Annotated in this window: 13 protein-coding genes and 1 riboswitch; of the genes, 10 read left to right on the top strand and 3 right to left on the bottom strand. The window is 71.8% G+C overall.

The features are described from left to right. Window positions 1-60: 60 nt before the first annotated feature. Window positions 61-735, bottom strand: coding sequence for a ribulose-phosphate 3-epimerase (gene rpe / locus ABZS54_RS02150; protein ID WP_355529824.1), 675 nt, complete (start codon window positions 733-735; stop codon window positions 61-63). A gap of 187 nt (window positions 736-922) precedes the next feature. Next, a riboswitch (FMN riboswitch) is annotated at window positions 923-1,068 on the top strand. Between the two features lie 120 nt (window positions 1,069-1,188). Between rpe and ribD the strand changes: the two genes are divergently transcribed. The 8 genes from ribD (at window position 1,189) to ABZS54_RS02110 (ending at window position 7,432) form a co-directional block, all read left to right on the top strand. Beyond that, window positions 1,189-2,307, top strand: a complete 1,119-nt coding sequence (gene ribD, locus ABZS54_RS02145) for a bifunctional diaminohydroxyphosphoribosylaminopyrimidine deaminase/5-amino-6-(5-phosphoribosylamino)uracil reductase RibD (protein WP_355529821.1) — start codon at window positions 1,189-1,191, stop codon at window positions 2,305-2,307. 3 nt (window positions 2,308-2,310) lie between these two features. Then, on the top strand, window positions 2,311-2,937 hold the full coding sequence (locus ABZS54_RS02140; RefSeq protein ID WP_355529818.1) for a riboflavin synthase: 627 nt from the start codon (window positions 2,311-2,313) through the stop codon (window positions 2,935-2,937). Continuing rightward, window positions 2,934-3,596 carry a nicotinamide mononucleotide transporter family protein gene (locus ABZS54_RS02135; RefSeq protein WP_355529815.1) on the top strand — a complete coding sequence of 221 codons (663 nt, stop codon included), beginning with the start codon at window positions 2,934-2,936 and terminating at the stop codon, window positions 3,594-3,596. Before ABZS54_RS02140 ends, ABZS54_RS02135 begins: the two co-directional genes overlap by 4 nt. Then, complete coding sequence (locus tag ABZS54_RS02130; protein ID WP_355529809.1) at window positions 3,593-4,948, top strand: bifunctional 3,4-dihydroxy-2-butanone-4-phosphate synthase/GTP cyclohydrolase II; 1,356 nt, start codon at window positions 3,593-3,595, stop codon at window positions 4,946-4,948. The genes ABZS54_RS02135 and ABZS54_RS02130 overlap by 4 nt, the downstream gene beginning before the upstream one ends. A gap of 185 nt (window positions 4,949-5,133) precedes the next feature. Beyond that, window positions 5,134-5,625, top strand: a complete 492-nt coding sequence (gene ribH, locus ABZS54_RS02125; RefSeq protein ID WP_355529806.1) for a 6,7-dimethyl-8-ribityllumazine synthase — start codon at window positions 5,134-5,136, stop codon at window positions 5,623-5,625. 47 nt (window positions 5,626-5,672) lie between these two features. Further along, entirely contained in the window at window positions 5,673-5,945 is a 273-nt protein-coding gene (locus ABZS54_RS02120) for a phosphoribosyl-ATP diphosphatase (protein ID WP_355529987.1), read from the top strand. Window positions 5,946-6,030: 85 nt separating this feature from the next. Further along, on the top strand, window positions 6,031-6,894 hold the full coding sequence (hisG, locus tag ABZS54_RS02115; protein ID WP_355529803.1) for an ATP phosphoribosyltransferase: 864 nt from the start codon (window positions 6,031-6,033) through the stop codon (window positions 6,892-6,894). Between the two features lie 73 nt (window positions 6,895-6,967). Continuing rightward, a complete protein-coding gene (locus tag ABZS54_RS02110; protein ID WP_355529800.1) occupies window positions 6,968-7,432 on the top strand; it encodes a PH domain-containing protein in 465 nt (154 codons plus the stop codon). A gap of 124 nt (window positions 7,433-7,556) precedes the next feature. Here ABZS54_RS02110 and ABZS54_RS02105 read toward each other — a convergent pair whose 3' ends face one another. Further along, complete coding sequence (locus ABZS54_RS02105; protein WP_355529797.1) at window positions 7,557-9,299, bottom strand: pyruvate dehydrogenase; 1,743 nt, start codon at window positions 9,297-9,299, stop codon at window positions 7,557-7,559. Window positions 9,300-9,401: 102 nt separating this feature from the next. Then, window positions 9,402-11,201, bottom strand: a complete 1,800-nt coding sequence (locus ABZS54_RS02100) for an AAA family ATPase (protein WP_355529984.1) — start codon at window positions 11,199-11,201, stop codon at window positions 9,402-9,404. A 683-nt stretch (window positions 11,202-11,884) separates the two neighbouring features. Here ABZS54_RS02100 and ABZS54_RS02095 point away from each other — a divergent pair. Together ABZS54_RS02095 and ABZS54_RS02090 are read left to right on the top strand one after the other, a co-directional pair. Beyond that, entirely contained in the window at window positions 11,885-13,060 is a 1,176-nt protein-coding gene (locus ABZS54_RS02095) for a helix-turn-helix domain-containing protein (RefSeq protein ID WP_355529794.1), read from the top strand. A gap of 311 nt (window positions 13,061-13,371) precedes the next feature. Continuing rightward, window positions 13,372-13,737: a hypothetical protein gene (locus tag ABZS54_RS02090; RefSeq protein WP_355529792.1), complete on the top strand. Its 366-nt coding sequence runs from the start codon at window positions 13,372-13,374 to the stop codon at window positions 13,735-13,737. The last annotated feature ends 3 nt before the right edge of the window (window positions 13,738-13,740 follow it).

Raw genomic sequence — 13,740 nt, 5'->3', positions numbered from 1 at the left:
GTGAGACCGCAGCCTGCTCACCCAGCGCAACGGGTGGGCGATCGGGCGAACCGAACCGACCTAGTGAGCGCAGCGCCCCGCGGCCCCGGTCGCCAACGCGCGCAACCTGTCCACCGCCGCGCCGGGATCGCGGCCGTCGAAGACCGCCGACCCGGCCACGAACACGTCCGCGCCGGCCTCCGCGCACATCTCGATGGTCTTCGCGGACACCCCGCCGTCCACCTGGAGCCACATCTGCAGGCCGTGCTTGGCGATCAACTGCCGGGTCCGGCGGATCTTCGGCAGCATGATGTCCAGGAAGCTCTGGCCGCCGAAGCCCGGCTCGACGGTCATCACCAAAAGCATGTCCAGCTCCGGCAGCAGATCCTCGTACGGCTCGATCGGAGTGGCCGGCCGCAGCGCCATCGACGCCCGCGCGCCCTTGGCCCGCAGGTCCCGGGCGAGCTTGATCGGGGCGGTCGCGGCCTCGACGTGGAAGGTCACGCTGCCCGCGCCGGCCTCGGCGTAGGCGGGCGCCCAGCGGTCCGGGTCCTCGATCATCAGGTGCATGTCGATGGGTGTTTCGGTGGCCTTGATCAGGCTCTCGACCACGGGCAGGCCGATGGTCAGGTTCGGGACGAAGTGGTTGTCCATGACATCCACGTGGAGCCAGTCGGCGTTGCGCACCTGCGCGACCTCGTCGGCGAGGCGGGCGAAGTCGGCGGACAGGATGCTCGGATTGATCTGCACGGTCATGCGCACAGAATCTCATCGCCGGGGCAGTCCCTCGGCACCGCCTCGACCATCGAGCTGACGATACGTCAGATCATCCACGCCGCAGTCGCGTTCGGGTATACGAACGCACCGTGACGGACGGCACAGGTTGGCCAAGGTCAACGTTGTCGGCCGTCGTGGCACACTTCGAGGTGTACGAAAGTCACGTACGCGCGCTCCGGGGTCGGTGAAAATCCGAACCGGCGGTTACAGTCCGCGACCCGGTCGATGCCCCACACACGTGGAGCGACGGCCGGCTGAACCGGTGGAATTCCGGTACCGACGGTCAAAGTCCGGATGGGAGGTAGCGCGCGGCGAGCGACTGCGGTATGTCCGCGTACCCACGGTGCGCCGGCATCCCCGCCCGTCGATTCGTCGTGCCGTCCTGCCCGAAAGCACCCCGGTGCCCCGCGTCGCAACGCGAGGAGGCACGAGGTGCAGGGCAACACCGTCCCGCCGGTCGACGAGACCACCGCGATGCGCCGTGCCATCTCGCTGGCGAGCCGCGCCCTCGGCCACACCAGCCCCAATCCCGTGGTCGGCTGCGTCGTGCTCGGCCCGGACGACACCGTGGTCGGCGAGGGCTTCCACACCCGCGCCGGCGCCCCGCACGCCGAGGTCGAGGCACTGCGCGCGGCGGGGTCCGCGGCCCGCGGCGGCACCGCCTTCGTCACCCTCGAACCCTGCTCGCACACCGGCCGCACCGGCCCGTGCACCCAGGCCCTGATCGACGCCGGCATCCGCCGGGTGCGCTACGCGGTCGCCGACCCGAACCCGGCCGCGGCCGGCGGCGGAACGGTCCTGCGCGCGGCGGGCATCGACGCCGAGGGCGGCCTGCTCGCGGCCGAGGCCGAGGCGGGCAACCGGGCCTGGCTGATCGCGACCCGGCTGGGCCGCCCGCACGTGACCTGGAAGTACGCGGCCACCCTGGACGGCCGCAGCGCCGCCGCCGACGGCAGCAGCCGCTGGATCACTTCCGCCGCCTCCCGCGCCGACGTACACACCCTGCGGGCGAGCGTGGACGCGGTGCTGGCCGGCTCCGGCACGCTGCTCGCCGACGACCCGCACCTGGCCGTGCGCGACGTGCCCGGCGCTCGGCAGCCGCTGCGGGTGATCGTGGACACGCACGCCCGCACTCCGGCGCACGCCCGGGTCCTGGACGACGCGGCGCCCACCCTGATCGCGGTCGGCCCCGACGCGGACGCCGCACACCTTCCCGAGGCCGCCGTGCTGCGCGTACCCCGCGCCGACGCCGGCCTGGACCTGCCCGCGCTGCTGAAGGAGTTGTACGCGCGCGACGTGCGCGCCGTACTGCTCGAAGGCGGCCCCACGCTGGCCGGCGCGTTCGCCGCGGCCGGCCTGATCGACACCGTCGTGGGCTATCTCGCCCCGGCCCTGCTCGGCGCCGGACCCACCGCCCTGGGCCCGGCCGGAATCGGCACCATCTCCGAGATGTTGCGACTGCACATCGACGACGTCGCCCGCCTCGGCACCGACATTCGCATCACCGCCCGCCCCCGGCCGGAACCCGCCGGCCGAACGAAGGAGTCCTGACGCATGTTCACCGGAATCGTTGAGGAGCTCGGCGAAATCGTGGCCATCGAGCGGCTGACCGACTCGGCGCGGATCACCATCCGCGGCCCGGTCGTCACCACCGGTGCCCGGCACGGCGACTCGATCGCCGTCAACGGGGTGTGTCTGACCGTCGTGGACGACAAGGTCGACCCGGTCGAGGCGAGCTTCACCGCGGACGTGATGCAGGAGACCCTGGACAAGTCGAGCCTGGGCGCGCTCACCACGGGCGCACGGGTCAACCTGGAGCGCCCGATGGTGCTCGGCGGGCGACTGGGCGGCCACCTCGTCCAGGGTCATGTCGACGGCACCGGTGAAATCCTCGCCCGCACGCCCGGCGAGGAGTGGGAAGTCGTGGAGATCGCGCTGCCCGCGCACCTGGCCCGCTACGTGGTGGACAAGGGCTCGATCACCGTGGACGGCATCAGCCTCACCGTCGTGCGGGCACACGACGCGAGTTTCACCGTCAGCCTGATCCCGACCACGCTCGCGCTGACCACGTTGGGCGTCAAGACGGTCGGCGACCCGGTCAACCTCGAAGTCGACATCATCGCCAAATACGTCGAACGACTGGGCACACACGGGCTCGGTACACAGGTGAGGGCATCGTGATCGGCTGGCTCAACGACGCCGCGTTCACCGTCGCCGACAAGCCGGTGCCGTGGTCCGACCTGCTCGGCCAGATCGCGTCGCTGGCCACCGTGTGGCTCGCGCTGCGCCGCAACCTGTGGGCCTGGCCCGTGCAGATCCTCGGCGCGGCGTTGCTGATCGCCGCCAACACCTCGGTGCACCTGGGCGGCAGCGCGATGCGCAACGTCGTCATCATCATCGCGGCCGGCTACGGCTGGTGGCGCTGGGCCCGAGGTCGGCGCGACGCCGGCGAGGTGCAGATCCGCTTCGGGACCGCCCCCGAGCGGATCGTGCTGGTCGCGCTGATGGCGGCCGGCACAGTCGGCTTCGCGCTGCTGCTCGAACACACCGGCATTTCGTGGGCGCCGTGGCCGGACGCGTACATCTTCGTCGGCTCGGTCGTGGCGATGCTCGCCCAGGCCCGCGGCCTGTTCGAGTTCTGGCTCGTGTGGATCGCCGTGGACATGGTGGGCGTGCCGCTCGCGGTGCAGCACGGCCTGGTGTTCAGCGGACTGGTCTACGGCGTCTTCTTCGTGATGTGCGTCGCCGGACTCGTCGACTGGTGGAACCGCTCCCGGCGGTACCGGGACAAGGGGGCTGCCCGTGGGGCAGATCGGCACCTGGAAGGGGCAACGGCGTGAAGACCAGCAGCGAAACCACGGACATCGAGGTGCCGGCACAAAAGGCGGCACCGGACGAACTGGTGCTCGACACGATCGAGGACGCGATCAAGGCGATGGCCGCCGGCGAGGCGATCGTGGTCGTCGACGACGAGGACCGCGAGAACGAGGGCGACCTGATCTTCGCCGGCGAGATGGCCACGCAGGCGCTGATGGCGTTCATGATCCGCTACTCCTCGGGCGTGGTCTGCGTGCCGATGCGCGGCGCCGACCTGGACCGGCTCAAGCTGCCGCCGATGACCGCCGTCAACGAGGACCGCAAGGGCACCGCCTACTCGGTCTCGGTGGACGCCAAGGACGGCGTGGACACCGGCATCTCGGCGGCCGACCGCACCCACACCGTGCGCCTGTTGGCGGACCCGAACACGGTGCCCACCGAGCTGACCCGACCCGGCCACATCTTCCCGCTGCGCGCGGTCGAGGGCGGCGTGCTGGTCCGACCCGGGCACACCGAGGCGGCCGTGGACCTGGCCGAACTCGCCGGACTCGCGCCGGTCGGGGTGATCTGCGAGGTGGTCAACGACGACGGCACGATGGCCCGACTGCCGCAGCTGGTCCCCTTCGCCCGCGAGCACGGCCTCAAGATCGTCACCATCGCCGACCTGATCGCCTACCGCCGGCGCACCGAGCGCACCATCGAGCGGGCCGCCGAGACCCGGCTGCCCACCGAGCACGGCACCTTCCGGGCGATCGGCTACCGCAGCACCGCCGACGGCGTCGAGCACATCGCCCTGGTGGCCGGCGACATCGGCGACGGCGAGGACGTGCTGGTGCGGGTGCACTCCGAGTGCCTGACCGGCGACGTGTTCGGCTCGCTGCGCTGCGACTGCGGCCCGCAGCTGGAAGCCGCGCTGGACCGGGTCACCACCGAGGGCCGCGGCGTGGTGCTGTACATGCGCGGCCACGAGGGTCGGGGCATCGGGTTGATCCACAAGCTCCAGGCCTACCAACTCCAGGACGCCGGCCACGACACCGTGGACGCCAACCTGGAACTGGGCCTGCCCGCCGACGCCCGCGACTACGGCACCGGCGCCCAGATCCTGGTCGACCTGGGTGTGCGCTCGATGCGGCTGCTCACCAACAACCCGGCCAAGCGCGCCGGCCTGGAGGGCTACGGCCTGGAGATCAGCGGCCGGGTCGCCCTGCCGGTGCACGCGACCGCGGACAACCTGCGCTACCTGCTGACCAAGCGCGACCGGATGGGACACGACCTGCCCTGGCTGGACCCCGACGACGCGGCCGTGACCGCGCCCTCGGTCGGCGAGGTCGCCGAGGTCGTCGACGCGAAGGGCCACGCGGTCAGCACCGCCTGACCCGGATCCACCCGGTACACCCAGGGCGGCCTCACCCGTACCGGTGACACGCGCGCGGCACCGTCCCCGCCGCGCCGATAGGTTCGACCCGCTCGAACCCGCTCCACCGCACCAGAGCTCGATTCGCCGTACCCCATCACCGCATCCAGGCTTCCAGCCGTTCCAGCCGAAGGACACCGACAGACATGAGTGGCGCAGGAGCCCCGAAACTGACCGTCGAGGGCTGCCGTGACCTGCGCGTGGGCGTGGTCGCCGCGCAGTGGCACACCACCGTGATGGACGGACTCGTGGACGGGGCCCTCAAGGCCCTGAGCGAGCTGGGCATCACCGAACCCACGCTGATCCGCGCCCCCGGCGCGTTCGAACTGCCGGTGCTGGCCAAGGCGCTGGCCGGGCGCGGCTACGACGCGGTGATCGCGCTCGGCGTGGTGATCCGCGGCGGCACCCCGCACTTCGAGTACGTGTGCTCGGCCGCCACCGACGGCCTGACCAGGGTCGCGCTGGACACCGGCGTGCCCGTCGGCTTCGGCGTGCTCACCTGCGACACCGAGGAGCAGGCCCTGGACCGGGCCGGCCTGTCCGGCTCGCGCGAGGACAAGGGCCGCGAAGCGGTGGAGGCGGCCGTCGCGACCGCGATGGCGTTGCGTACGCTCTCCGAACCGTGGCGTTCGGCCTGATCGACGCACCGACAGGCCGTACGCGCCACGCCACCCACAACCACGCGATGGGCACCATGAAGACGTTTGAACAGCTTTTCGACGAGCTACAGGCCAAGGCGGCCTCGGGCCAGGAAGGCTCGCGCACGGTCGAGCTCGTCACCGCCGGCGTGCACACGATCGGCAAGAAGGTCGTCGAGGAGGCCGCCGAAGTGTGGATGGCCGCCGAGCACGAGGGCGCCGACCGCACCGCCGAGGAGATCTCCCAGCTCCTCTACCACCTTCAGGTGATGATGGTCGCTCGCGGCATCTCGCTCGAGGACGTATACGCTCACCTGTGACGTCCGTCGTCCCCGGCCCGCCGGCCGGGCCGGGGACGCCGCCCGTACCCGCAACCTCGTTCGGCACTTCCCGAAGGGTCATTTCATGCTCCGCATCGCCGTCCCCAACAAGGGTTCCCTCTCCGAGCCTGCGTCGGCGATGCTCCATGAGGCCGGCTACCGCCAGCGCAAGCACTCCAAGGAACTGGTCCTCACCGACCCCGACAACAACGTCGAGTTCTTCTTCCTGCGTCCGCGCGACATCGCCATCTACGTCGGCTCCGGCCGGCTCGACGCCGGCATCACCGGGCGCGACCTGCTGATGGACTCCGGCGCCGAGGCCGAGGAGATCCTGCAACTGGGGCTGGCCCCGGCCACCTTCCGCTACGCCGCGCCCGCCACGCTGGCGCGCGAGCTGGCCGGGCAGGGCAAGAAGGGCCTGGCCGGGCTGCGGGTGGCGTCCTCCTACATCGGCATCGTCGAGCGCGACTTCGCCGACAACGGCATCGAGGCCGCCGCGCTGGTCAAACTGGACGGCGCGGTGGAGACCGCGATCCAGCTGGGTGTCGCGGACGTGATCGCCGACGTCGTGGAGACCGGCACCACGCTCGCGCAGGCGGGCCTGGAGGTGTTCGGCGAGCCGATCCTGCGCTCGGAGGCGGTGTTGATCCGGCGCGCCGGCGCGGAGATCTCGCCCGCGCTGGAGCAACTGGTCCGCCGGCTCCAGGGCGTCCTGGTCGCGCGCAGCTACGTGATGATGGACTACGACATCCGGGTCGAGCGGGTGGAGGCGGCGGTCACGCTGACCCCGGGCCTGGAGTCGCCCACGGTCAGCCCGCTGCACAACGAGGGCTGGGTCGCGGTGCGCGCGATGGTCCCGCGCAAGAACGCCCAGCAGATCATGGACGACCTGTGGGAGATCGGCGCCCGCGCGATCCTGGTCACCGGCATCCACGCCTGCCGCCTCTGACCCCCGGTCGGTTCGCCGGCGCCGCGTGTGTCGGCGGGCCGATCACCCTCTTCCCTCGGAGAACCGTTCCGCCATGAGCGCCCCCACTTCCGCCGCCGACCTCCCGCGCACCTGGTACGCGAAGCGCAGTCGGCTCATCACCGCCGTGCTCGGCGCGGTCATCCTGGTCGGGCTCTGCGTGCTGGCGGTGATGCTTCCGGAGAAGGGCGGCTGGGGGTTCGGCTCGCGGCTCGGCGTCGCGGGTACCGGGGTGCTCGGTCTGGCCGCGATGATCATGCTCGGCCGGCCGAAGGTGGTCGCGGCGGCGGGCGGGGTGACCGTGGTCAACCTGCTGCGCACCACCCATCTGGAGTGGGCCCAGGTCGTCCGGGTCTACCTGCGCCAGGGCGACCCGTGGGTCTACATCGACATGTCCAATGGGGACACCCTGCCGGTGATGGGCATCCAGACCTCCAACGGCAAGGCCGAGGCGATCACGGCCGCACGTGAGCTTCGCTCCTTGGCGGAGAAGTACGGCGCCGCCCCCGACGTGCGCTAGCCGACCGGGTCCCGGCCGACCTGCGGCCCTCGGCCTCCGGCCCGCTCGGTCCCAGACGCCGACCGGGCGCAAGTGCCTTCACGACAGCCCGTTCGGCCGCCCGGTCGCCCTGATCGGAGCCGACTCACGGCCTCGGTACGTTGCGCAGGTTCGATCGGGCCATCTGGACCATCCGGCCCACGCCGCCGCTGAGGACCGTGCGGCCCGCGCTCAGGGCGAAGCCCTGGATCTGCTCGGCGGTGATCTTCGGCGGGATGGACAGCGCGTTGGGGTCGGTGACGATGTCGACCAGCGCCGGGCCCTTGTGCGCGAACGCGTCCCGCAGCGCGTCGCGGACGTGCTTCGGCTTCTCCACCCGCACCCCGAACGCACCCGCCGCCCGCGCGATCGCGGCGAAGTCCGGGTTCTTGTTCGTCGTCCCGAACGGCTTCAGCCCCGCGACCATCATCTCCAACTCGACCATGCCCAGCGACGAGTTGTTGAACAGCACGATCTTCACCGGCAATTCGGACTGCACCAGGGTCAGCAGATCACCCATCAGCATCGAGAAGCCGCCGTCGCCGGACATCGACACGACCTGCCGGTCCAGGTCCAGGAACTGTGCGCCGATCGCCTGTGGCAGCGCGTTGGCCATCGAGCCGTGCGAGAACGAACCGATCACCCGGCGCCGCCCGTTCGGCGTCAGATAGCGCGCCGCCCACACGTTGCACATGCCGGTGTCGACGGTGAAGATCGCGTCGTCGTCGGCCTCCTCGTCCAGGATCGAGGCGACGTACTCCGGGTGGATGGGCATGTGCTTCTCCACCTTGCGGGTGTACGCCTTCACCACCCCTTCGAGAGCGTCCGCGTGCTTGCCGAGCATGCGGTCCAGGAACCGGCGGTCGGTCTTGGCCCGCACCATCGGGGTCAGCGCACGCAGCGTCTCGCGCACGTCGCCCCACACCGCCAAGTCGAGTTCGGTCCGCCTGCCCAGGTGCGCCGGTCGCACGTCCACCTGCACGGTGGCCACGTTCCGCGGCAGGAAGGCGTTGTACGGGAAGTCGGTGCCCAGCAGGATCAGCAGGTCCGCCTCGTGCATCGCCTCGTACGCGGCGCCGTAGCCCAACAGACCGGACATGCCCACGTCGAACGGGTTTTCGTACTGGATGTGCTCCTTGCCGCGCAGCGCGTGTCCCACCGGCGCGTTGATCCGGTCGGCGAACGTCATCACCTCCTCGTGCGCGCCCGCCGTGCCCGCGCCGCAGAACAGGGTGATCCGCTCGGCCTCGTCGATCATCCGGGTCAACGTGGCCAGGTCCGTGTCACCGGGGCGCACCGCCGGCAGCGATGTGGGCAGCGCGACTTGGTGGGCCTCTTCCGGCGCGGGACGGTCCGCGACATCGCCCGGGAGGGTGACCACCGAGACCCCGCCCAGGCCCACCGCGTGCCGGATGGCCGATTGCAGCACCCGGGGCATCTGCTCGGGCGTGCCGATCATCTCGCTGTAGTGGCTGCACTCGACGAACAGTCGTTCGGGATGCGTCTCCTGGAAGAACGCGGTGCCGATCTCGCCGCTGGGGATGTGCGACGCGAGCGCCAGCACCGGCGCGTGCGAGCGGTGCGCGTCGAACAGGCCGTTGATCAGGTGCAGGTTGCCCGGGCCGCAACTGCCCGCACACGCGGCCAGCCGACCGGTCAACTGCGCCTCCGCACCCGCGGCGAACGCGGCCACCTCCTCGTGCCGCACATGCACCCAATCGATCGCGGCGTTGCGCCGTACGGCGTCCACGATCGGGTTGAGGCTGTCGCCCACCACGCCGTACAACCGGCGCACCCCCGCCTGGGCGAGGATGTCCACGAACTGCTCGGCGACGCTCTGCTTGGCCACGGGAGACCCTTTCGTCCTGCTCGACCGGCGGCCGGGCGTGTGCCGCGCCCCGGCCGCCGGCAAGAAGCGATGATCGGATAGCCCTACCCGTGCGCCGCCGGGCTATCCCCGGCCGTCGGCGAGATCCCCGTATGCCTGGAACAGGTCGGACAGGCGCAGCGTGGTCAATTCGGCCAGGTCCGGGCCGTCCGGCAACTCGACCAGGCGCACATCTCGGTACATACAGCACTTCTCGTACAGGGTTCGGACGAAGCGGGCGTTGCCCAACTCGTCGATCCAGCCCTGCTCGCGCACGTGGCCGGTGATGCTGCGCAACTCGGCCGCCGCGTCCTCGTCCCACGTGTCGCCGCCGTCGGCCGCCATCACCTCGGCGATCCGGGCCAGGTCCTCGGCGCCGTACGAGGGGAACTCGACCCGGGTGGTGAACCGCGACATCAGGCCGGGATTCGAGGTGAGCAGCCGGTCCATGCCCTCCGGGTAGCCGGCCAGGATGATCACCAGTCGGTCGCGGTCGTCCTCGGCCCGCTTGAGCAGCACCTGGAGCGCCTCGTCGCCGTACGCGTCGCCCTTGGAGTAGCCCACGTTGGTCAGGCCGTACGCCTCGTCCACGAACAGCACGCCGCCCAGCGCCGAGTCGATCAACTCGCTGGTCTTGACCGCGGTCTGACCCAGATACTCGCCGACCAGGTCGGAGCGTTGCGCCTCGACCAGGCGGTCGCTCTCCAGCAGGCCAAGCGCGGCGAAGACCCGGCCGAGCAGTCGGGCCACGGTGGTCTTGCCGGTGCCGGAGGGGCCGGAGAAGACGAAGTGCCGCTTGGGTGCCTGCGCGGGCAAACCCCGAACCTCGCGCAGCCGAGCCATCCGCATCTGCGCGGACAACGCGCGCACCTGTCGCTTGACCGGCTCCAGGCCGACCATCGACTCCAATTCGGCCAGCGCCAGCGCGAGTTCCTCGGGAGCCGCGGACGGGCGCATGGGCGCGGACCGGCCGGCCGCCCGCGCGTCCGCGTCGGGCTGCGGGTCGAGGTCCTCGCCGTCGGGGGCCGGGTCCGGCTCGCGCTCGATCTCGGCGGCCGGCGGCGGACCGGCGGGTGGGGGAGCGGTCGCGGGTATCGGCGGCAACACGTCCGGAAGCGGGCCCCGGCCGACCACGGGACCGGCCAGGCGCGCGGTCATCCCGCCGTACTCGTCCAGCGGTTCGCCGGCCGCCAGCGAGGACAGTCGCGCGGCGGTGTCCATGAACGAGGGGTCCGCCTGGTGCACGGCCCGATACAAGGGCAGCGCGGCCGGGGTGCGACCGGTCTCCTCGTACGCGCGGGCGAGCCAGTAGCGCAGTTCCTTGCGCTGCGGATGCTCCGAGCGGCACCGTACCAGGGCGGTGGCGAGCACCTGTTCGGCCTTGGCGTACAGACCCAGGCGGACTCGGGCCATGCCGGCGAACAGGCCCGCCTCCACGCCGAGCAGCGCGTCGTCGTCCAAACCCGCGGTGTGCCGCAGCAGTTGCTGCCAGTCCTTGCCCAGATAGGCCCGGCAGGCGAGGAGGAAGCGGGTGGCCGCGTCCTGTTCGGCGGGCGGGCACAGGGCCAGCGCCGCGTCCAACTCGGGCAAGTGGCGCCCGTCCAACCAGTGCGACGCGTGGGCGAGGGCCAGGTCGCGCGGGGTCTCCAGGACCAGTTGCACCCACCAGCCCAGCCAGTACCAGGAGTTGAGCGGCCGGCCGTATTTCGCGCGTTGCTCGCCGAAGCGTTCTCGATGGGTGTGCATGGCCACCACGGCGGTGGCCACCTCCACCTTGAGCGCATGCAACCCCAGCCACGCGTCGGCCATGCCCGGGTCGGCCTCGACCGCAGCCCGGAACTGCACCTCCGCTTGGCCGTATTCGCCGGCGACGTAGGCGTCCATGCCGCGCAACCAGGCCAGTTCGGCCGGACTTCCGGTGCGTGCGCCACGTTCGGTCTGTCCCACGGTGGACCCCCCTTCCCCCGGCCGGTCCTCTCCGCGTGCCCGTGTCCCCGAGGGGACTTCGAGAGGATGTCGGCCCGCTGCCGATGAATCCCGGTGCGTCCATTCCGCCCGATCGGCGACGCCCCTTAGAGCCTCTCCCGTTCCGCTGCCCGTCACGCCGGCTCGCGCGAGGCGGTCACGGATGGTGTCCGCATCGCCACGCGTTCGTCCCCGCGCATCGTACCGAGCGGGGCCCGGCAATCCGAGGGGCGAACGGCATTTGGGGTGGTGAGGTGCCTCCCACGGAGGCGGGCGGTGGTGTGCCGGCGCCCGAAATGCCAAGGGGTGGGCGCCGATCGGACCGGCGCGGTACGAGGAAGCCCTCGGTCGCGGGGGAACGACCGGAGGCCTCGTTTCGACGCGGGGCCGGGAGCGATTCGGCACTGCCGCTGCACCGCAAGTCATGGCGATCCGGATACAACGGCCAAGTACGTCACATCGGGAGATCTCCGCACGGACCACGATCGCCCCGGGCCGGGCGCCGAATCGGGGATCGTGCGCCCCGCGCACTCCGGGTGTGCACTGCCCGCACGCTCTCCGCGATGCTGACGTGCGCGTGTTCGTGACGCTACGGTCGGTGGATGGGCAACCTCGGGGACGCGGGCGGAACGGCAACCGGGGGCGAACCACCGCTTCGTCCCGGTGACAAGAGTGGCGGCTGGAGCGGGACCGCGCGTGCGGTGGTGGCCGGAGCCGCCCTGCGCAGGCTGCCGCCACGGCGGCGCAAGGCGGTGGGCGGCGGGGCGAGCGCCCCCGAACCGATGTCGGTGCCGCGAGCCCGGGTGGCGGGGGCCTCGACGGCGTGGGACGCGGCCGAGGACCCGCGCCCGGCGTCCGGTTCGGCCGCAAGTGCGGCCGGCGCCCCGGTTCCCGCCGCCTCGGTTCCTGCCGCCCCGACGAAGATCCCGCCCCCGGCCGGGCGGCCGATCGTGGAAACCGCGGTCGGGCTCGCGGGCCGGCTCGCCCGGGCCGCATCGGACGCCAAATACCGCAGCGATCTGATGCGCGACCTGCTCACCGGTCGCGGCACCGACCTCACCGGATGGGCCGCGCTGCCGAGCGGCCCGCTGTTGGTCGTGGTCGCCGAGGCCGACCCGCCCGCGGCGAGCGGCGACGCGCGGGCCATCCGGGCCGGGCAGGAGGCACTGGCCCTGGCCTGGTCCACCGTGATCGCCGCGCGGGCGCCGGAGGCGGCCGTCGCGGCGTATCCGCGCGAGGTGGTCGTCCTGCTCGGCGCGCCGGACGACGGGCAGTCCACGCGGCTGGTCGCCGAACTCGCGGCGGTGGCGCACGCGGACTGCGGCACCGTGATCCGCTCGTTCACCACCGGCATCAGCCGACCGGCGCAATCCCTGGCCGCGTTGCCGGCCGCGTACGAACAGGCCCGACGCTCGGTGGCCGCGGGCCGGCGCATCCACGGGCCGGGCGCGGTGGCGGACTTCGATCAACTGGGCGTCTTTCGGCTGCTGAGTCTGATTCCGGATCCGGGCGAGCTGGACCTCTTCGCGCGCGAGGCGTTGCGCTCGTTGGCCCACCCGCGCGACCCGGAGGCGGCGGACCTGCGGAACACCTTGCAGGCATTGCTGGACACGAACCTCAATGTCGCCGAGACCGCACGCCGGCTCTACGTGCACTACAACACGTTGCGGTATCGGATCACCAAGCTGGAGCGGCTGTTGGGGCCGTTCACCCAGGATCCGCATCTGCGGCTGAACCTGACGATCGCGCTGCAGATCGTGCGGATGCAAGGCGGCTGACGAGCCGACGGCGTCGATGCCCGGTCGGGTGCCGAGGTCGATCACGGCGTTGCCGCCGGCTTCGTCGACGCGGACCTCGGCCACCTCGGGATGTGAGGCGGCGACGCGGTCGAGGACCTGCCGGCCGCGGGCGTGATCAAACGAGGTTCGGCTGCCGAGGCGTCGCCCGGGCTCGGCTCGGCGGGAGGATTGCGGACGATTCCCGCATCGTGCCGATCAGCCTCGGATGGGTACTGCAACGTTCCGGTCGGGCGCACTATCGTCGGCGGAGCGCGCCGTCACCACGGCGCTGTGGCGACAGGGGGAGCCCCATGAGTATCGCCGTAGACGCGCCCGCAGGCACTCGACCGCGCGTTCTCGTCGAGGACTTGGACGACGCGTTCGAACTCGACCCGGATGTGGATCCGCCCGCCGGCGTACGACGGGCGTGCCCGCAGTGCGGCGTGGTGCTGGTCGCGGTCGGCGCCGACGACGCGTCGGTGGTGCCGGACCACGCGGTGTGCCCCAGCGCGCGGGATCCGTTCGGGATTCGCGCTTGTCCGGGCTCGGGCACGGTGTTCGGCGACCCGGTCGATCGGGTCGCCGGCCGCACGCCGCCGGCGCCGAAGCGGCCTGCGGTCACGGTGCTCCCGGCGGGCCTGGACTGGCGGGCCCAGCCGTTCTCGCACACCGCGTGAGCC

It is taken from the genome of Embleya sp. NPDC005575, assembly GCF_040605455.1.
GTDB lineage: Bacteria > Actinomycetota > Actinomycetes > Streptomycetales > Streptomycetaceae > Embleya.
Note: the sequence above shows the minus strand (reverse complement) of the source record. Positions and strands in the feature narration are given on the sequence as shown.